The following is a 19,510-nucleotide window of genomic DNA, read 5'->3' as shown; positions in this document are numbered from 1 at the left end:
GCGAGTACTGAAAGACAATGAGTGACCCCCGAATCCAACTTCCCGCCGCCTCAAACGCGTTGCGTGTCAGCCTCGTCAGGTTGCGGCCGTGGGCGGCGATGTCGGTTCTGTTTCTTGCCGTCGCCGGCTGTGCGGTCGGACCGGATTACCGCGCACCGGAGTTGCAACTTCCCGATCGGTGGCATCCGCCGGCGGCGGAGGGGTTGGCGGAGGGTGACGCGAACGTTCAGCGGTGGTGGGAGGTCTTTGAGGATCCGAAGCTCACGGAGCTGATCGAGCGGGCTGCGACAGGCAATCTCGATCTGCGACTCGCTGTGCTGCGAATTCGCGAAGCGCGGGCCTTACGGGGCGTGGCGGCGGGCGAACTGCTGCCGGTTCTGGGCGGGCAGGGGACTTCCCAGCGGTCCAAGAGCAGCGCCAACGGGCCCACGGCTTTTCCTTCAGCGCCTGGAAAGGGCGAGGTCTTCGCTGAGACGGTGGGACGCGGCATTGCCGGCAGCGCCCTCGGAACCGGCTTTGGCGCGATCGCGCCGGGCGCCACGGGCATCACCGGTCCGGTCGCCAGCGGCCTGATCGGGCTGATCCCCAGCCCGTCGAAGCTGCCGGAAACCGACGAAGTCAACCTTCACGCGGCCGGTTTTGACGCCTCGTGGGAGATCGACGTGTTCGGCGGCATTCGGCGGAACGTCCAGTCCGCCGACGCGGCGCTCGAGGCTTCCGTCGAGGACTATCGCGACACCCTGGTGACGCTGCTGGCTGAGGTCGCAACCACCTATGTGGAGGTTCGAACGCTGCAACGCCAGGTCGAGGCCACCGCGCGGAACATCGACCTTCAGGAACAGACGCTCGCACTGACCCAAACGATGCTGGATCTGGAACTGGCGACGCAGCTTGACGTCCAACAGGCCCGTACCAACCTGGCCACGACGCAGTCGCAGCTCCCGCAACTTCAGAGCGCCCTGGCCATCAGCATCTATCGCCTCAGCGTGCTGATCGGCCAGGAACCGTCGGCCCTCTGGGAGGAGTTCGCCGCCGAGAGTCCCATCCCGCAGCCGCCGGCGGAGGTGCTGGCGGGTGTTCCGGCTGACATCCTGCGGCGACGTCCCGACCTGCGGGCTGCGGAACGCGGTCTCGCGGCTCAGGTCGCCGGAATTGGCGTCGCCACAGCGGAACTGTATCCGAAGTTCACGCTCTCGGGAACTCTCGGATATGAATCGACCGACTTCGCCCACACGCTCGACGCCCGCAGCGTCACCTACGGGTTCGGGCCGTCGTTTCGGTGGAACATCTTCGACGGCCTGCGGAACCTCAATCGGATCGCCGCCCAGGAGGCGGTGACGTACCAATCGTACGTTCTCTACGAGCGTACGCTGCTGGCGGCCCTCCAGGAGGTCGAGAGCTCGATGGTGGCCTATCAGCGAGAGCGGGACCGGCACGACGCGCTGCGGCGGGCGACGGAGGCGGCTGAGGAATCCGTGAAACTCGCCGAGACACTCTATCGCAACGGCCTGACCGACTTCCAGAACGTCCTGGACAGCCAGCGATCGCTGGTGAACCTGGAGAACACGCTGGCCCGGAGCACGGGCCAGGTGGCGATCAACCTGGTGTCTCTCTACAAGGCGTTGGGCGGCGGCTGGTCGCCGCAGGCCAACCCGCAGCAGGAGTATCTGGAGACTCCCGCTCCGCTCAGCGACCCGGTGGAGTTCTTCTTCACCGGCGGCAAGAACGCGCTGCCGTGGGAGAATCCGCCGGAGGCCGCTGGCGAAGCCGAGTGACGATGGCCGTTACCTGACCGGAAACTACGACGAATGTCATTTCAAGCAGAGGATGGTATGCAGATCGACAACAGGATCAGACGGATTGCCGCCGTCGGCGTGTTCGCCGCCGGATTGGCATTGACCGGCTGCGACAGGACAAGCGGCGACGCGCCGCCGGCCCAGGCCGCTTTGCCCGAGGTGGCGGTGGTGACGGTGGAGCCGCAGCGCGTGGTGCTGAGCGCGGAGCTGCCCGCGAGAACGGCGGCCCACCTGATCGCCGAGGTGCGCCCGCAGGTCGGCGGCATCATTCAGGAGCGCCTGTTCACCGAAGGGGCCGACGTCAACGAGGGCGACATGCTCTACCGGATCGATCCGGCGCTCTACCAGGCGGCGTACGACAACGCCGTCGCGGCCCTGTCCCGGTCCGAGGCGAACCTGCCGCCGATCCAGTCGAAGGTGACCCGTTTCGAGGAGGCGGTGGCCGCCAAGGCGATCAGCCGGCAGGCCTATGACGAAGCGGTCGCGGCGCTCAACCAGGTCAAGGCCGACATCGAGTACGGCCAGGCGGCGGTTCAGGCCGCCCAAATCAACCTGGGCTACACGCGCGTCACCGCTCCGATCAGCGGGCGAATCGGCCGCTCCAGCGTCACTGTCGGCGCCCTGGTCTCGGCGCACCAGCCGGTGCCTCTGGCGATCATTCAGCAGCTCGATCCGATCTACGTGGACGCCTCGCAGTCCAGCGCCAATCTGCTGCGCCTGAAACAGAACATGGCGGCCGGCCGGATCAAGAGCGGCGGCGCGGACCAGGCGCGGGTGAGGCTGCGGTTGGAGGACGGCACGCCGTATCCGTTGGAAGGAACGTTGAAATTCTCCGAAGCCACCGTCGATCCGAGTACCGGGTCGTTCATTCTCCGGATGGTCTTTCCGAACCCGGACCACGTTTTGCTGCCCGGCATGTACGTGCGGGTCGTCATCGAGGAAGGGGTCGTCGAGCAGGCGATCCTGGCCCCTCAGCAGGGCGTCTCACGCGATCACAAGGGCAATCCGCAGGCGATGGTCGTGGACGCCGAAGGCAAGGCCCGCCAGCAGATGATCACGGTTGACCGGGCGATCGGCGATACGTGGCTCGTCACCTCGGGTCTGGCGCCGGGCGATCGGGTGATCGTCGAAGGCCTTCAGAAGGTGCGGCCCGGAAGCGCCGTCAAGGCGGTCCCTCTGGCCGCTGAGGGGGGCGAAGGCCCCAAGGCTCAATCGACCAGCCAACCCGCCGCCAAGAGCTAGACGGAGTTTCCGATGCTATCGAAGTACTTTCTGGATCGACCGGTGTTCGCCTGGGTCATCGCCATCATCATCATGCTGGCGGGCGGCTTGGCCATCTACAACCTGCCCATTTCGCAGTATCCGCCGATCGCTCCGCCGTCGATCTACATCCAGGCCTTCTATCCCGGCGCCTCGTCCGAGACCGTCGAGAACAGCGTGACCCAGATCATCGAGCAGAAGATGACCGGTCTGGACAAGATGCTCTACCTTTCCGCCACCAGCGATTCGTCGGGCTCGTCGCGCGTCGAGCTGACCTTCGCCCCGGGCACCGATCCGGACCTGGCCTGGGCCAAGGTGCAGAACAAGCTCCAACTCGCCCTGGCGAGCCTGCCCGAGGTCGTCCAGCGGCAGGGGGTCACCGTCGGCAAGGCCACGCGAAACTACCTGATCGTCGTGGGTCTGATTTCGGAAGACGGCAGCATGGACGGCAACGACCTGCGGGACTTCGCCCAGTCCAATCTCGAAAAGGTGCTGGCGCGGGTGCCCGGCGTGGGCGAGGTGGAGAGCTTCGGGACTCAGTACGCCATGCGCATCTGGCTGAACCCCGATCAGCTGGTCGATTATCACCTGACGGTTGAGGACGTGATCCTTGCCCTGCGGTCGTACAACGTGGAAGTCTCCGCCGGCCAGTTCGGCGGCGCGCCGGCGGTTGAGGGCCAGCGGCTCAACGCCTCAATCGTCGTCCAGAGCATGCTCAAGACCCCCGACGAGTTCGCGGCGATTCCGCTTCGCATCAACTCCGACGGCTCGGTCGTGCGGATCCGCGACGTGGGACGTGCCGAACTGGGCGCCGAGTCGTACGACATCGAGGCGTTTCACAACGGCCGGCCCTCCGCCGGCATGGCCATCCGGCAGGCGGCGGGCGCCAACGCCCTGGACACCGCCGACGCGGTCAAGGCGAAGATGGAGGAGATGGGCCGCTATTTTCCGCCGGGCATGAAAGTCGTCTATCCGTACGACACCACGCCCTTCGTCAAGGTGGCGATCCACGAGGTGGTCAAGACTCTCTTCGAGGCGATCGTGCTGGTGTTCCTGATCATGTGGCTGTTCATGGGCAACTTCCGGGCCACGCTGATTCCGACCATCGCGGTGCCGGTGGTGCTGCTGGGCACGTTCGGGGTGCTCGGGCTTTTCGGCTATTCGATCAACATGCTGACCATGTTCGCCATGGTCCTGTCGATAGGCCTGCTGGTCGACGACGCCATCGTGGTGGTGGAGAACGTGGAGCGGATCATGAGCGAGGAGGGCCTCTCGCCCCGCCAGGCCACCGCCAAGTCGATGGAGCAGATCACCAGCGCCCTGATCGGCATCGGCCTGGTGCTTTCCGCCGTGTTCGGCCCGATGGCCTTTTTCGGCGGCTCGACCGGCGTCATCTACCGCCAGTTCTCCGTGACCATCATCGCCTCGATGCTCCTGTCGGTGGTGGTGGCGTTGATCCTGACGCCGGTTCTCTGTGCCTCGCTGCTCAAGCCGGTCAGGGCGGGACACGAACCGGCCGAGAACGCGATCTTCTTCCTTCGCCCCTTCTTTTCCTGGTTCGACCGCGTCTTCTTCCGGACGCGAGACGCCTACGTCCGGGTGGTCGAGCGGTCCTTCGGCAGGAAATTCCGCTACCTCTTCATCTACGTCGTGATCGTGGTTGTTGTGACGGTGCTCTTTCGCCGCATGCCCACTGCCTACGTGCCCGATGAGGATCAAGGCATCATGTTCTCCCAGATCATGCTGCCGACCGGCGCGAGCCTGGAACAGACCCAGAAGATCGTGGACGAGGTGCGGCGGTATTTCGAGGAGAACGAAGCGGAGACGGTCGAGTCGTGCATGACCGTCTGCGGGATCGGTTTTTCCGGACGGGCCCAGAACAACGGCTTGGTGTTCATCAAGCTCAAGGACTGGGAGCTTCGCGAAAGCCCGGAGCGAAAGGTCAAAGCCATTGCGGGACGGGCGATGGCGCATTTCTCGCGGCTCCGCAACGCCATGGTGTTCGTTTTTCCGCCGCCTTCGGTGACCGAACTTGGTAACGCCACCGGCTTCGACTTCCAGTTGCTGGATCGGGGCGGGGTCGGCCACGACGCGCTGATGCAGGCCCGCAACCAGCTTCTGGGCATGGCGTCCAAGGACTCGCGTCTGGCCAAGGTCCGGCCCAACGGCTTGGAGGACGTGCCCGAATACCGCGTCGACGTGGACTGGGAAAAAGCCGGCGCCCTCGGCGTGCCGATCACCTCCATTCACCACACCGTCTCGCAGGCGTTCGGCAGCGCCTACGTCAACGACTTCATCCAGGGCGGCCGCGTCAAGCGAGTCTTTCTTCAGGCGGACGCGCCGTACCGCATGCTGCCGCAGGACCTGGAGAAGCTCTACGTCCGCAACCGCGAAGGCAAGATGGTGCCCTTCTCCGCCTTCGCCACCGGCCGCTGGGCGTCCGGCACTCAGCGGCTCGAGCGGTTCAACGGTTTTCCGTCGATGAACATCTGGGGCGAGCCGGCGCCGGGCGGAAGCTCGGGCGACGCCATGCAGGCGATGGAGGAGATCGTCGCCAAACTGCCCAAAGGGGTCGGCTTCGAGTGGACCGGGCTTTCCTATCAGGAGCGGATGTCCAGCTCCCAGGCGTCCCTGCTGTACGCCTTCTCAGCCGTCGTGATCTTCCTCTTTCTCGCCGCCCTCTATGAGAGCTGGTCGGTTCCGATCTCGATCATGCTGGTATTGCCGCTGGGCATTCTCGGCGCCGCCGCCGCCACCTGGCTGCGCGATCTCCACAACGATGTGTACTTCCAGATCGGGTTTCTCACCACGCTTGGGTTGACGACCAAGAACGCCATCCTCATCGCCCAGTTCGCCAAGGAGCGCATGGCGCAGGGCGAAGGGCTGATCGAGGCCACCGTCGGCGCGGCGCGGGTGCGGCTGCGGCCGATCGTCATGACCTCGTTGGCCCTGTTCTTCGGCGTGATGCCGCTGGCCATCGCCTCCGGCGCCGGCGCCGGCGCGATGAAGGCCATCGGCACCGCGGTCACCGGCGGCATGTTCACCGCGACGGTCATCGCCATCTTCTACATCCCGCTCTTTTTCGTCCTCGTCTCAAAGGTGTTTGGAGTGGGTCGCTCCACTTCAACGCACGCCTCAGCCGACAAAGAGAGCAATGAGGCGGTCTGATCGACAGCCGGACCAGCGACGGCGCGTCCCGGCCCCGGAACCGGCCATGGCCTCGCCCGGGCTGGGCGAGAGGCATAACGCATGGCATTCTAAGGGGTTAGCGTTGGATGGATTCGGGCCTCACGAGGCCGGCGCATGAAAAAAAGCGGGTGATGGGACTTGAACCCACGACATTCACGTTGGCAACGTGACGCTCTACCACTGAGCTACACCCGCTTGGGTCACGCCTATTCTATACCAGGGACGGGCGGGAATTCAAGGGTGTCTCCCACAAAAAAATCGCCCATTCAGCCCGCGTTCCCGGGCTTCCGGAGGCCGCGGCGGGGGCGGCTTGACTTTCCCGGCGAACTTCTATAATTTACGTGAGAGGGAAACTCTCACACTCATCCTTGCGAGTCGCGTCGGTTTTCTGTGTAATAACCTGTTTCTGATCTACAAGGATTGGCGTCGTGACCAGTGTCTACGTGATCCAGGGTCCGGAGAAGGGGCAGACGTTTGAGCTGAATGACGCGGAGTGCGTCGTCGGCCGCAGCGACGTCCAGGTCCGTCTCAAGGACACGACCGTCTCGCGGACGCACGCCCGGCTGTTCGACCAGGTGGGCCAGTACTACATCGTCGATCTGGGCAGCGCCAACGGGACGTACGTCAACGGCGTGCGGATCGTCCGGCCGTTCCAGCTCAAACAGGGCGACCACATTCGCGTGGGCAAATCGGTGCTGGTTTTCAGCGAGGATCAGCCGATCGAACTGCCGCCCGACGAGACCGAGGTCGGCAACATGATCGACTTCGACGTCCAGGGCGAATTGGTCGACTCGGCGATCGTGGCCGCCATCCCGTCCGACCGCGACATCCTGCTTGCCCCGCCCGAGCCCAGCCAGGCCAACAAGCACCTGCGGGTGCTCTATGAACTGGTCTCGGCCACCGGCCAGGTCTACAACATCGATCAGCTTCTGCACGGGGTGATGAACCACATCTTCCGCGAAATCACGGTCGACCGCGGGTTCATCCTGCTGCTCAACGAGGACACCAAGCGCTTCGAGCCGATCGTGGTCAAGTACCGCCGGCCCGAACGCGCCAAGAAGATCATGACCTCGAACACCATCGTCGATCACGTGCTGACCAAGCGCGAAGCCGTGCTGTGCACCAACGCGATGACCGACCGGCGGTTCAAGAAGGGCCAGAGCATCCAGGGCTACGGCCTGCGGTCGGTGATCTGCGTGCCCGTGATCGCCCGCAGCAAGATCTACGGCGTGATCCACATCGACTGTTCCATTTCGGACTACACCTACAACAACGACCATCTGCACCTGCTGTCCGCGATCGGCTACCAGACGGGTCTGGCCCTCCAGAATATCCAGCTCTACCAGGAGAGCATCGAAGCCGAGCGGCTCGCCGCCACCGGCCAGACCGTCGCCGCCCTCTCGCACTACGTCAAGAACATCCTCCAGGGCCTCCAGGGCGGGGCCGACACGGTCGAGTTGGGCTTCCGCAACGAGAACCTCAAGACCATCGGCACCGGCTGGAAGATCGTCGACCGCAACCTCGGCAAGATCCACAACCTGATGCTCAACATGCTGGCCTTCAGCAAGGAGCGCGAGCCGCGGCTCGAGCCGGTTCAGATCAACGTGATCGTCGACGAGGTGCTCGACCTGACCCGCAAGCTGGCCGACGACCGCGGCGTGATGCTGGTCACCGATCTCGAAGAGCACATGCCGCCGATCTTTGCCGATCCTGACGGCATCCACCAGGTGATCCTGAACATCGTCAACAACGGCTTGGAGGCGGTCGAGCGGAACACCGGGGCGGTCACCATCCGCACCCGCTACGACGAGGACGCGGAGGCCGCGGTGCTGACCATCGGCGACAACGGCCCGGGCATCGAGGATGAGCATCTCGAATATATCTTCGACGTGTTCCACTCCACCAAGGGCCACGGCGGCACCGGGCTGGGCCTGGCGGTGGCCAAGAAGATCGTCGACGAGCACGGCGGCACGATCGCCGTCACCTCGCATCCGGATGAAGGGGCGCTGTTCACCATCCGCCTGCCGCAGGAGCATGAAGAGCACCAGGCGTCGGAAGGCACCTCCGGCCCCAGCGACGCGACGCGATAGCGATCATTCGGCGGTTTCGCGGCCCGAGACGTGGACCTGCGAGAAACCGTATGGCTTCTCCACCCGCCAGGCGCATCCTTCCGGAACCTCGACTTCCAGGTCAAGAATTCCGTCTCGCGATTCCCAGGCGACGCCGACAATCCCCCGCGGCGTGTGGACTTTGCCCCGCGCGAAGGCCAGATCGCCCGGGCAGGGCCGGATCAGGATCTCAGCGAACCCCGACCGTGCCGGCTGAACGCCCAGGATGTTGGTGTAGAAGTGAAGGTGGGCGCTCGTGCCGTATCCATGCACTTCGTATTCCTCGCCAAGCCGGTCCTTGCCCTTCCAGTCCGAGAGGCGGAAGAACTCGCCGAACGTCGTAGCGCCCAGTTCCAGCCACCGGCCGTAGTACCGGCGGATCAACTCGTAGGCCAGCAACACCCGATCGTGCCGAAAGAGATTCTCGACGAAGTAGAAGTAGAAACCGAAGGTGTGCAGCGGGTAATTCGGTACGTTCTCGTCAGGCAGCCCGAACTCGTCGCAGAGGTACCGCAGCAGCCGGTCCCGCTGGCCGTCTGTGTGATACCCGAAGTACAGGGCCGCGATCTGAATGATCGGATGACCGATCGAGGCCAACTCGTCGTTTCGCCGGAAGTTGGCGAAGCGCCCGAATTGTTCGCTCCACAGCCGTTCGCACACGGCGGTTTTGACCCGCTGGGCCTTGCGAGTGTAGAACGCGGCGCGATCCGTCTGCCCCAGATGCTCCGCCAGACCGGCGGCGGCCTCCAGGGCGGCGCCGTAGAGAATGTTCAGGCCCGAAAGCTCGCCGTCGAAGATGCCAACGTATCCTTCGTCGCGGCTCAGGGAGTCATCCAGATAGGTGATGCAGCCGGGCCGCTGAATGGGCATGTTCGCCAGGTTCAGCAACCCTCGCTCGTTCGTCGCCTTGGCGAAGAACCGCAGGTTGTCCTCGACGACCTCGAACATCTCCTCGGCGAGTTGACGGTCGCCGGAAAACAGGTAGTGGTCGCGCAGCCACACGATCCACCAGAGGCATTCGGTGTACTCGTCGTTGTTGGGCGAGGACAGCCCGTGGCTGTCGAACCAGCCGCTCTCGTTCTGCGTCCGCGCGGCCAGGCGAAACGCCTGACGGGCGAGAGCGTAGTCGCCGAAACAGCATCCAGCCGCCCGCGACATGTAGTTGAACGAACTGGTGTTGAACGTTCCCTGCTCGCGCTTCAGGCAGTCCTGATACCCATACTGCATGAGCAGTTCGGTCGTGTAGCGGCTGACCTCCCAGATTCGATTCAACAGAGGGTCGGAGCATTCGAACGCCGCGATGTACTCGACCGGATAGCCGACTGTCACCATGCCGGAGCGGACGATCTCGATCGGTGCACCGCCGCGGTTCGACAGGTGAATGTACCGTCCGGTCCGCCGGTGCAGCGGCTGCCACGTCTGCGTCGCCTTCCGCGTATGGACCCGGTCCACGTATTTCAGATTGCCGGCGTTGGAGAACCGGATCGCGTGATCGCGATGCTCGAGTTGGGCGTATCCAACGTCCAGAATGCCTTCGCCATTGCTGCAAAGATCGAGCTGCGGATAGCCAACCCGGACCTTTCCAAGGTCGATGACGCAGAACTCGCCCGGAGCCAAACGAACGCCGTCCGGACCTGGGCAGCGGACGGCCTCACCGCGCCGTTCGTATCGCATCAGCGTCGCGTAATCGGTCACATCGGTGTAATCGTGAGGATCGTACGTGGATCGCACGCCCTCCCGCACGTCCGACAGCTCGGCCCTCACCGCCGCCAGGCTGTCGTTGGCGCCCGTGCTCTCGGTTGGTCCCGCCAAGCGCCAGCCGTCCGGCGAACACTCCAACTCCGCCGGCAACCCGCTGGCTGGATCGAGCGGAACCATCGCGACCCCCCATCCCTGCTTGCCGTGATCGACCGCCATCAGAACGCGATTCTCTCCAGCCGCAAGCTTCACCTTCACCCGCCGCCCGGGTGTTCCCATCCCGTAGTGCACCTGCTCGTATTCGTCCTTGCCGCGCCAGACCCGCGTGCGGGCAAAGTGGATGCTGTAGCTCTTCTCGTCCTGGAGCCGGCCGTTGACGAACAGCCTGTAGGCGTCGTCGCACTCGACGTGCAACACGACCTCCCGCTCCCGCTCGCTGCGGATGGTGGTTTCGGCGTAGACGATGCCTTCGCGGCTGGGCGGCAGGATGCCATCGAAACGCACGGCGTGGACGGCGTCCAGCGTGAACCCGCCCTTGACCGCGTCCTGCGCCTCGACGAACCGCTCCCGCAGGAGCGGAATCCCGCGCGGGATCAGTCGCTGCCACGGACGGGTCGGATGGGGGCCGAAGACCTCCGGAGCCGACCAGGACAGATCGTCGAACTCCGCTTTTTCCCAGCCGTCCTCCACCTGGCGAAAATCGAAGGTCTCCATGAACCCACACGACCAGAACATGCGAGGCGACCGGTCGCCGTAGGCGTCCGCGCGGCGGGTACGCCAGCTTCCGTCGGTGCACACCGTCTGCGGTCCGCCGTCGGTCTGTACGTCCAACTGGACGATCAGTCCCGCCTGGTGGCGGTGCTGCCCGTGAAAGCCGATGCCGTAGTTGTGGCCGATCACCGCGATTGCGTTGCCGCCCGTTTCGAGCAACGAAGTGACGTCATATCCGTCGTATTCCTGAAACCAAGGATCGCACGGCGTCGGCCCGCGCCCCACGTACCGCCCGTTGATCAGCAAGAGGTAATCGGTGTGGGCGGAGATCCGGCAGACGGCCCGCTCGATCCGCCCCTCGACTTCGAATCGGCGACGGGCCAGGATGTGATCGTTAACGGACCAGCACCGTCCTGGATGCCAGATCCAGCTTGCCTCCCACTTGCGCCCATCGCAGCCCGCTTCCTGTTTCATGTCCCTGCACCTCCTTGGATGGTCGCGCAGTGTGCCGCATCAGGAAGGAAGATCAAAACGTCTTGTGTCCGGGAAAATACCTGGAGGGGGAGTTACAGCCGCTCGTCCGGGGCCGCCAGGCGGGTGACGCGGATGGCGCGATTGTCGCGGAACTGGCCGAGGCGGCCGGCAAACTTGTTCTTGCCCTCGATCTGGATGATGACCTCCGAGTTGGCCGGCTTTTCCGTCTGGATCACGTCGCCGACCTCCAGTTCCATCAGTTCCCGCATCGAAATCCTGGTCCGGGCCAGGAACGCGCGAAGGTTGACGCTGGCGTGCTTGAGGCTGCCCGCGACAGTTTCCCGCACGTTCGTCATATTGTCTTTGCGGCGGTACGAGAGCCAGTTCTGCGAGGCCAGCTTGTCCAGGATCGGCTCGATCGTGGCGAAGGGAATGCAGAGGCTCATGGTGCCCGTCTTGCCGCCGAGCTTCAGCTCGAACGTGATGACGATCACGACCTCGTTCGGAGCGACCACCTGGACCAGGTGCGGATTCGATTCCGTCTCGGTCAGTTCGAATTCGTCGATTCCCAGGCTCGACCACGTGTCGCCCAGCATCTTGATCGCACGGTCGATGATCCGGCCGACCAGCCGCTGCTCGATCGACGTCAGCGCCCGCTGCGGAATGAAGGCGTCCACGTGCGTCCCGCCCAGCAGCCGGTCGATGATCGGGTAGATGATCAGCGGGCTGATCTCCAGGCAGATCGAGGCCTCCAGCGCCTTCAGCGAGATCAGGTTGAAGCACGTCGGATTCGGCAGCGAGTGGGTGAACTCGCTGTAGGTAAGCTGCTCGGTATCGACGATCCGAACCTCCAGGATCGTCCGCAGAAAACCGGACATCGCCGCCCCGAAGTTCCGGGCAAATCCCTCGTGCATGCCCTCCAAAGCCCGAATCTGGTCCTTGCTGACCCGCTCCGGACGCTTGAAATCGTACGAGGTGACCTCGCGATGCACCTTGCTGCCGTCGCTGCCGAGGATCTCCTCGACCTGGTTGGTGGACCCGCCCACCGCCGCCAGCAGGGCATCAACTTCCGATTGATCGAGTACGTCCGCCATGATCCGGTTGCTCAGCCTTTCGCTCGGCGCAAAGTCCACGCAGATTTTGCGCGTTCCTGCCTAATTATCGGACAGTGAACGGCCAAACCTTAAACGCTAATCCCGGTTCGTGTCAATGGTCTGCCAGCCGCGGCTCGCCATGGTCACCGTCAGGCCGGATTCCTCCGAAATCCGCTGATACCAGCCCTCCAGAGAGGGTTTGACCGGTCCGCAAACGATCAGCCGTCTGGCCGCGAGACTTCGCAGAAAAACTTCGAGGGCTGCTCCCACCTCGTTCCGGCCGCTGATGACCACGGCGTCGACGGTAAGCTCCGGGCGGTCCTGACGGATGCGTTCGCAGGCGATGGGGCTGACCATCGACGCGACGATCAGCCGCTGGCCTTCGCTTTCGACCAGGTACATCGCGCCCAGTTCGCAGAGGGCCCGCAGCGACTCCACGCCGCGGATCGTCACCGGCCGCTGCGGCAGGGCCAAGGCGGCTTCGGCAACCGCGCGATCAGGCCACAGCGGTGTGACCTTGACGCCTTCGAACTCCACCGCCGATCCCGCCTCCAGCATCCGATCGCCGGACAGAACGCCCGTCTGGAACAGGCTTTCGACCGGCTCGTACCGATCGCGCACCGCCTCGAACGCCGGTCCCGCGAACGTCTGGAGATCGGGATACTCCGCATGCAGGGCGGGCAGGTCGTTGAAGAACCGCTGTTCCGGAAAGGTCAAAAACACCGCGGGCGGTGACGCCAGGTGCCTGGCCCGCAGTTCCCGGACCAGTTCCACCGCCTCGCCGGGCCGCCCGACGCCCGCGTCAACCAGCAGCGTCTGCCGTCCGGCTGCGATGGCCACCAGTTGCCCGTCGCCCCGATTGGCCACGACGACCAGCCCAAACCCGCCGCGACCGCTTGGGGCCGCCGCCGCCGACACGAGCCACCACGTGGCGTAGATTCCCACCAGGGCGAGCACGGCGTTCATCTTCGGCCGCGGACGGAGTAGTTCCTCAAGCCGGTCGCGCAGACCGGAGGTCATCAGCATTTCGCCGACGGTGGGCCGGTCGCCCGTCACGATCCACGCCAGCACGCCATAGTAGCCGATGGTCCAGAGCACAGGCGGCGGCGCCACGTCCAGCGAAACCCCGGGCACAGCGGCCAGCGCCGACACGGCCTTGGCCATCAGCCAACTCAACCACGCCGTTACCGACGGCAGCAACAGGGCCTGGCCGAAGACGACGGTCAGCACCAGTTGCACAAAACCGCAGGCAATCAGTAGTGTGGCGGGTATGGCCAGCAACACCGAGGTCAGCGGCGAGATCAGGCTGATCGTCCCGAAGTGGTGCATCACGATCGGCAGCGACCCCATCCAGGCCGCCAGCGACACCGCCGCCGCTCGTTTGCCCATATCGAGCAGGCAGTTCGCCGCCCCGCTGAGCCGGCTGGGCGGGTCGCGCCGGTCCCACACGGGATCGGTCGAGCCGAACAGCTTCAGGTAGATGGGCTTCTGAAGGAGCATCAGCCCGATCAGCGAGACGAACGAGAGCTGAAATCCCACATCGAAAAGCTGCTCGGGGCTGATCAGCAGCAGGATCAAAGCCGCCGCCGCCACCCAGTTTAGCGAACTCACAGGCCGGCGGGCCAATACGGCGACGGCGGCGAACGTCGCGGTGATCGCCGCCCTCAGGATCGGCGGCCGCAGTTCATTGACGCCCACAAACGCCCACACCACGATCAGCACGATCAACGCGGCGCTTCGCCGTGAGAGGTTCAGGACGATCGCCACCGCCCATGCCGCGAAAGCCAGCACGCCGAGATGAAAACCGCTGACCGCCAGCAGGTGCGCGCCGCCGGCGGCTTGGAACGCCCGATTCAGCGACTCCTCCACCTCATACCGCTGTCCCAGGACCATGGCCGAAACGAGCGAGTGGCCCTCTGCCGTATCGGTCTGGTTCGAGATCATCAACCCGGCGGCGGCTCGCCGCAACTCATCCAGCCCGCGGGCCAGAGGGTTCTTCCGCTGATCGACGACGGTGATATCGGCGGTCGAGGCGATCGTCATTCGCACCGGAACCGTGCCGCTCAGCCTCGGTTCGGCCCGCAGGATGCCCGGCCACCGCAGATACGGCTTGGCCGGAGCAAGATTACCCTTCAGACGCAGTTCCATCCCCGGGCGAAAGCGGTCGTGGATGCCGCCCAGATTCACCTGGACTGGCCCGTTGACCTTCGCGGTTTGCCCCGCTACCGACAGGCGCCTCGCCTCGACGGTGAAGTACGTGTAGATGTACTGCCGCGAGAAAAATGGGTAAGTCTCTTTGTCCCGGCGAGTTACCGGCGCGCGAACCACCACGCCGGTTAACTCGACCTGACGGACCGGCTCGGCCACCAGCCTCGCCAGATGATCGGGCGACAGCACGCGGACCGCTGCGGCGTGATGCAAAGCCCCGACCGCCGTCGCCAACGCCAGCCAGAACGCCATCCGCGGACGGCTCCGACCAAAGAAAACCGCCAGCCCCGCCGCTGAAACACCCGCTCCCGCGAATAGCCACGGCCATGGCGGCATGTAACAGGCGTCGGCCGCGATGCCCAGGCTGAAGCACAGGACCGGAACCGCAATTGGCGCGGCATTGATCAGACGTACCCCGTTGGATTCAGTTCCCGTTGCCACTTTGCCGATGAAGGTCTTGTCTGCTCAGCTGAACTGGATCAAAAAAAGTCCGGCTGTAATTTCCTTCCGATCGTATTATAATTCGCAGCAACGGGAGATTACCAGGAATTATCGGAGAGGCCCATGCGTGAACAGCTATATCGAAAACTGACAGACAAGAAGGCTCTGATCGGGGTGATCGGACTGGGCTACGTCGGCCTGCCTCTGGTTCGCGAGTTCTACCACGCCGGGATGAAGGTAATGGGGTTTGACGTGGACCCCGAAAAGATCAGGAAGCTCAAAGCCGGCAAAAGTTATATTGAGCACATATCTTCTTCGCTAATAAAAGAGCTGATCAAATCGGGACGCTTCGAAGCCACCGACGACATGAAGCAGCTCAACAAACCCGATGCGATCATCATCTGCGTGCCCACCCCGCTCAGCAAAACCCGCGACCCCGACATGCAGTACGTTGAGGGTACAGCCCAGGCCATCGCCAAGCGGTTGCGCCGGGGCCAACTGGTGGTGCTGGAAAGCACGACCTATCCGGGCACGACCGCCGAACTGGTCAAGCCGATCCTGGAGGAAAGCGGCCTGAAGGCCGGTAAGGACTTCTACCTGGCGTTCTCGCCCGAGCGAGAGGATCCCGGCCGCAAGGACTATACCACCGCCACCATTCCCAAGGTCGTCGGCGCCGACGACAAAGCCAGCCTGGAACTGGCCAAGACCCTCTACAGCCAGGCGATCAAGACCGTGGTGCCGGTCTCGTCGGCGGCGGTGGCCGAGTCGGCCAAGCTGCTCGAAAACATCTACCGCTGCGTGAACATTGCCATGGTCAATGAGCTCAAGATGCTCTTTGACCGGATGGGCATCGACGTCTGGGAGGTCATCCGGGCGGCCAGCACCAAGCCCTTCGGTTTTCAGCCGTTCTATCCCGGCCCGGGTCTCGGCGGACACTGCATCCCGATCGACCCGTTCTACCTGACTTGGAAGGCCCGCCAGTTCGAACAGCCCACGCGGTTCATCGAGTTGGCTGGCGAGATTAACACGCACATGCCCGAGTACGTGGTCTGGCGGCTCATGGAGGCCCTCAACGACCAGGGCAAAGCCGTCAAGGGATCGAAGGTGCTCGTGCTGGGCCTGGCGTACAAGAAGGACGTCGACGACGTTCGCGAATCGCCGTCGATCACGCTGATCGAACTGCTCCGCCAGCACGGGGCCAAGGTGGACTACAACGACCCGCACATCCCGCGGACGCACCGGCAACGCGAGCACGATCTGCGGATGGTCTCCAAAGACCTCTCCGAGAAGATGCTCAAGGGCTACGACGCGGTCCTGATCGCCACCGATCACAGCTCGTACGACTACGAGTGGATCGTCCGCAACGCCCGTCTGGTCGTCGACACCCGCAACGCCACCGCCAAGATCCGCAACGGTAAATCAAAGGTCATCAAGGCTTAAGAGAGAGCGATCCGGCGGACAGGCTCACCGTTGATCGGCGCCGACGGTTTGCAGCGTCGGCGAGGTCGTCGGCTGCGTGACTCCAGCGGGCGAATGAAAGCGGCCCTTGATCCCGGCGAATTGAACGTCGCTCGCCTGGAAGCTCCCGTCGGCGCAGCGGAAGGTGAAGGATGCGTACTCAGTGGGGCGGGTCGGATCGAAATCGCCCGAGGCCGGCTTGAACGCGTAACGCCACGTGAGGGTGGTTGTTTCCTCCGTCTCCGAGCGCTCATACGGCCGCCCGAGTTTTCCGGTCAGAGTTTCCTGCGTCGGCAGCGCGACGGTCATCCCATCCCCGTCTTCCATCTGACCGGTGGCAGTGCGTTTCCCGATGTCAACTTGGGCGCGGCCCATCGAACGAAGCGCGCCAATCAGAAAGGACCTGTCGAACACAGCCAGGAACCGCTGAGGGATGCGCGACTCGACGAACCGGCCTTCGCGGCAGACAAAGATCAGCGGTATGTCGTAATTCCCCTCCTCGACCTTGCCGTCCGGATGGCATTTCTGATAGAGGTACGTCAAACGCCGACCGTCCGGAGTGTCCGCCACCGACGTCGGCGGCTCAAACAGCGCATGCAGGTCCTGCTCCAGCAGCACCGGCTCGCGAAACGTCAGGACCAGATCCCCCTCCTCGCGCACGACGACATAATCATCAAACGCCGCCAACTGCTTCTTAAGCTCCAAAAGCCGAAGATAAAGACACCCCGGCAACAAGAGAAGTAGCGTTAGCATAGCGGGAATCAGAGATGTTCGAATCCTCTTCAGCTCGCCGTTCCTAACTTGTCACAACTCCCGAGCCTCCGCCAGGACATCGTCGCGAAGGTATGGACTCAATCCCCCTTCGGTTACCACGTCGACGCCACAGCCGAGCAACTCCTCCGCATCCTGTTTGATCGCCACGATGACCAGCAGGCTGCTGTCCGGCGACATCTGAACCAGGAGATCGAGATCACGCGGCTCCGAGCCGCCCGCCCTGGCCGCCGATCCGAAAACGCGAACGCGCGTCGCGCCGTGGGATCGGGCAATTCGCAATAGCTCCTCGCGGTGGTCCCTGATCTGTTGCCTGGTCAACATGCCAATCCCTCTACTCGGATGCATCCTCCACATGATGCATTCTACAGGATCTCTGGTCAGGTATCCATCTCCAACCGAAATTCCGGCGCCTACTCCGCCAGACGCAGCCCGCGGGCCTTGGCGTGGTCATGCACTTCCCGCCATTCGCTGCGGCTGGTGCGGCGGGCAATCTGGGGGAACCGGCGGGCTTGGTGTTCCGGCCGGTACTGAGCCATGACGTTCACGTATGTGTTGGGCGAAATCTGGTCCGCGAGAAAGTCGATGATCGCCTTGCTGTCATCGACGGCCCCGGGCATGACCAGGTGCCGCACCAGCAGGCCGCGCGTCGCCAAGCCGTCCTCGATCGCCAGATCGCTCACCTGACGGTGCATCTCCAAAACCGCCGCTTTAACGACTTCGGGATAGTCTTCCGCCCGCAGCAACTCCGCCGCCAGATGCCGGTCGAAAAACTTGACGTCCGGCATGTAGATATCGATGTACCCATCAAGCAGCCTCAGCAACTCAACGCTCTCGTAGCCGCCGCAGTTATAGACGATCGGCGCGCCCAGACCCCGCTTCCGCGCACGGATAATCGCCTCGAGCACACGCGGCGCCTGCGGCGTGGGCGTCACGAAATTGATATTGGCACAGCCGCGCTCTTCAAGCTCGAGCATGATCCGCACCACCTGCCCGACTTCAACCTCCCGCCCCTCGCGGTGAATCGAAATCTCGTAATTCTGACAGAACAAACACCCGAGATTGCAGCCGGTCAGAAAAACCGTCCCCGATCCGCCAACCCCGACCAGCACCGACTCCTCGCCGAAGTGCGGCCCATACGAACTGATCGTCATCCGTCCGCCCAACCCGCAGAACCCGACCTGCCCGCCCAGCCGATTGACGTGGCATGTACGTGGGCACAGGCGGCAGGGGGCCAGCAACTCACATGCCTGCTCGATCCGACGACGCTCATCGTCGGTGAACGCGCCGGAAGTTTGCATATTCCCCCCAGTTTCCCTGTCTTGACATGGCTAGGCGAGCAGACGTTCGAGATCCGCCCGAACTTCCGGCAGGAGGTACAGGCTCTCCAGGTCGCCGCAGCTCGAGAGGGCGCCGATGGCGGAGGCGTAGCGGGTCTCCGGATCGGCGTCCATATCCATGAATACCAGCGTCTTACCGCGCAACCGGCAGCATCCGCCGCCCTCGCCGCCCAGCCGATCGAGTCGCACCTGGACGTTGAGTTTGTCGAAGACTTCCAGCAGATATCGCAGCTTTTCCTCGATGTTCACGTGGGCCGGACCTCGCTCAAGACGGCTTCGGCCTTGTGCCGATAACCACTCCATAAGCGTTGCCACAATCAGATTATAGACACTTTATGGACGGCGGCTATGAAAGCGACCTCCGGGAATAATCCTAACGCACTCGAGGAAAAACTGCAAACCCTCGAGAGCTGCCTGAACCAGCTCCAGGATCAACTGATCCGGGCCCAGCGCCTCGCGGCGTTGGGCACAATGGCGGGAATGATCGCCCACGAGTTCAACAACCTCCTCACGCCGGTGGTCAGCTACGCCCAGTTCGCCCTCAAGACCGAAGATCACGCCCTATGGCACAAGGCGCTGACGATGGCCGCCCAAAGCGGAGCCAAAGCCGCCGACGTCGCCCAGCAGATCCTCGGCTTCGCCCGCGGCGCCACCGACCAGAGCGAGGCCAGCATTCCCGACGTCGTCGACAGCACGCTCAAGAGCCTCGTTCGCGATCTGAGCAAGGACAACATTCAACTGACCCTCGAGGTCGAACCGGCCGTCGCAACGATCCCTCCGCACCTGCTCCACCAGGTGCTCTATAACTTAGTCATCAACGCCCGTCAGGCGATGCTCGGCAAGGCCGGCCGGCTGACCATCCGGTCGAAGGCCGCCGACCGGCAGGTGTCGATCGAGGTGGCCGACACCGGCTGCGGCATCGATCCGGAACAGCTCCCGCGAATCTTCGATCCGTTCTTCAC

General features: G+C 63.8%; 13 protein-coding genes and 1 tRNA gene. 6 read left to right on the top strand and 8 right to left on the bottom strand.

All coding sequences use genetic code 11. The annotated features are described in order from the left end of the window. Positions 1-17 precede the first annotated feature (17 nt). From GXY33_05665 to GXY33_05655, 3 genes are read left to right on the top strand one after another with little or no spacing between them, the layout of a single operon-like run. A complete protein-coding gene (locus tag GXY33_05665; GenBank protein NLX04610.1) occupies positions 18-1,775 on the top strand; it encodes an efflux transporter outer membrane subunit in 1,758 nt (585 codons plus the stop codon). A 57-nt stretch (positions 1,776-1,832) separates the two neighbouring features. After that, on the top strand, positions 1,833-3,038 hold the full coding sequence (locus GXY33_05660) for an efflux RND transporter periplasmic adaptor subunit (protein NLX04609.1): 1,206 nt from the start codon (positions 1,833-1,835) through the stop codon (positions 3,036-3,038). Positions 3,039-3,050: 12 nt separating this feature from the next. Then, entirely contained in the window at positions 3,051-6,224 is a 3,174-nt protein-coding gene (locus GXY33_05655) for an efflux RND transporter permease subunit (GenBank protein ID NLX04608.1), read from the top strand. A 144-nt stretch (positions 6,225-6,368) separates the two neighbouring features. Here the strand turns inward: GXY33_05655 and GXY33_05650 are convergent. After that, positions 6,369-6,440: transfer RNA gene (locus GXY33_05650), tRNA-Gly, on the bottom strand. A 233-nt stretch (positions 6,441-6,673) separates the two neighbouring features. Between GXY33_05650 and GXY33_05645 the strand changes: the two genes are divergently transcribed. Next, complete coding sequence (locus tag GXY33_05645) at positions 6,674-8,335, top strand: FHA domain-containing protein (GenBank protein NLX04607.1); 1,662 nt, start codon at positions 6,674-6,676, stop codon at positions 8,333-8,335. Between the two features lie 3 nt (positions 8,336-8,338). Here GXY33_05645 and GXY33_05640 read toward each other — a convergent pair whose 3' ends face one another. From GXY33_05640 to GXY33_05630, 3 genes are all read right to left on the bottom strand, one after another. Then, on the bottom strand, positions 8,339-11,236 hold the full coding sequence (locus GXY33_05640) for a hypothetical protein (GenBank protein NLX04606.1): 2,898 nt from the start codon (positions 11,234-11,236) through the stop codon (positions 8,339-8,341). Positions 11,237-11,328: 92 nt separating this feature from the next. Beyond that, complete coding sequence (fliM, locus tag GXY33_05635; protein ID NLX04605.1) at positions 11,329-12,330, bottom strand: flagellar motor switch protein FliM; 1,002 nt, start codon at positions 12,328-12,330, stop codon at positions 11,329-11,331. Between the two features lie 96 nt (positions 12,331-12,426). Beyond that, positions 12,427-14,874, bottom strand: a complete 2,448-nt coding sequence (locus GXY33_05630) for a ComEC family competence protein (GenBank protein ID NLX04604.1) — start codon at positions 14,872-14,874, stop codon at positions 12,427-12,429. Positions 14,875-15,102: 228 nt separating this feature from the next. Between GXY33_05630 and GXY33_05625 the strand changes: the two genes are divergently transcribed. Next, on the top strand, positions 15,103-16,419 hold the full coding sequence (locus GXY33_05625; GenBank protein ID NLX04603.1) for a nucleotide sugar dehydrogenase: 1,317 nt from the start codon (positions 15,103-15,105) through the stop codon (positions 16,417-16,419). 24 nt (positions 16,420-16,443) lie between these two features. Here GXY33_05625 and GXY33_05620 read toward each other — a convergent pair whose 3' ends face one another. The 4 genes from GXY33_05620 to GXY33_05605 all read right to left on the bottom strand — a co-directional run bounded on the left by GXY33_05620 (position 16,444) and on the right by GXY33_05605 (position 18,797). Then, complete coding sequence (locus GXY33_05620) at positions 16,444-17,190, bottom strand: hypothetical protein (protein NLX04602.1); 747 nt, start codon at positions 17,188-17,190, stop codon at positions 16,444-16,446. A 51-nt stretch (positions 17,191-17,241) separates the two neighbouring features. Beyond that, positions 17,242-17,532 (bottom strand): nucleotidyltransferase, encoded by a 291-nt coding sequence (locus GXY33_05615; GenBank protein ID NLX04601.1) that lies wholly within the window; start codon positions 17,530-17,532, stop codon positions 17,242-17,244. 89 nt (positions 17,533-17,621) lie between these two features. Further along, entirely contained in the window at positions 17,622-18,509 is an 888-nt protein-coding gene (locus GXY33_05610) for a radical SAM protein (protein NLX04600.1), read from the bottom strand. 30 nt (positions 18,510-18,539) lie between these two features. Continuing rightward, positions 18,540-18,797, bottom strand: a complete 258-nt coding sequence (locus GXY33_05605) for a hypothetical protein (protein NLX04599.1) — start codon at positions 18,795-18,797, stop codon at positions 18,540-18,542. A 99-nt stretch (positions 18,798-18,896) separates the two neighbouring features. Here GXY33_05605 and GXY33_05600 point away from each other — a divergent pair. After that, on the top strand, positions 18,897-19,510 hold a 614-nt coding region (locus GXY33_05600), incomplete at its 3' end, for a hypothetical protein (GenBank protein ID NLX04598.1).

It is taken from the genome of Phycisphaerae bacterium (assembly GCA_012729815.1).
In the GTDB taxonomy this organism is placed as follows: domain Bacteria; phylum Planctomycetota; class Phycisphaerae; order JAAYCJ01; family JAAYCJ01; genus JAAYCJ01.
This window is presented reverse-complemented; position numbering and strand designations above follow the sequence as displayed.

Excerpts from the sequence above, each read along its gene's own strand:
- GXY33_05665 (NLX04610.1), top strand. The coding sequence starts at position 18 with ATGAGTGACCCCCGAATCCAACTTCCCGCCGCCTCAAACGCGTTGCGT.
- GXY33_05660 (NLX04609.1), top strand. The coding sequence starts at position 1,833 with ATGCAGATCGACAACAGGATCAGACGGATTGCCGCCGTCGGCGTGTTC.
- GXY33_05655 (NLX04608.1), top strand. The coding sequence starts at position 3,051 with ATGCTATCGAAGTACTTTCTGGATCGACCGGTGTTCGCCTGGGTCATC.
- GXY33_05640 (NLX04606.1), bottom strand. The coding sequence starts at position 11,236 with ATGAAACAGGAAGCGGGCTGCGATGGGCGCAAGTGGGAGGCAAGCTGG.
- fliM (NLX04605.1), bottom strand. The coding sequence starts at position 12,330 with ATGGCGGACGTACTCGATCAATCGGAAGTTGATGCCCTGCTGGCGGCG.
- GXY33_05630 (NLX04604.1), bottom strand. The coding sequence starts at position 14,874 with ATGCCGCCATGGCCGTGGCTATTCGCGGGAGCGGGTGTTTCAGCGGCG.
- GXY33_05625 (NLX04603.1), top strand. The coding sequence starts at position 15,103 with ATGCGTGAACAGCTATATCGAAAACTGACAGACAAGAAGGCTCTGATC.
- GXY33_05620 (NLX04602.1), bottom strand. The coding sequence starts at position 17,190 with ATGCTAACGCTACTTCTCTTGTTGCCGGGGTGTCTTTATCTTCGGCTT.
- GXY33_05615 (NLX04601.1), bottom strand. The coding sequence starts at position 17,532 with ATGTTGACCAGGCAACAGATCAGGGACCACCGCGAGGAGCTATTGCGA.
- GXY33_05610 (NLX04600.1), bottom strand. The coding sequence starts at position 18,509 with ATGCAAACTTCCGGCGCGTTCACCGACGATGAGCGTCGTCGGATCGAG.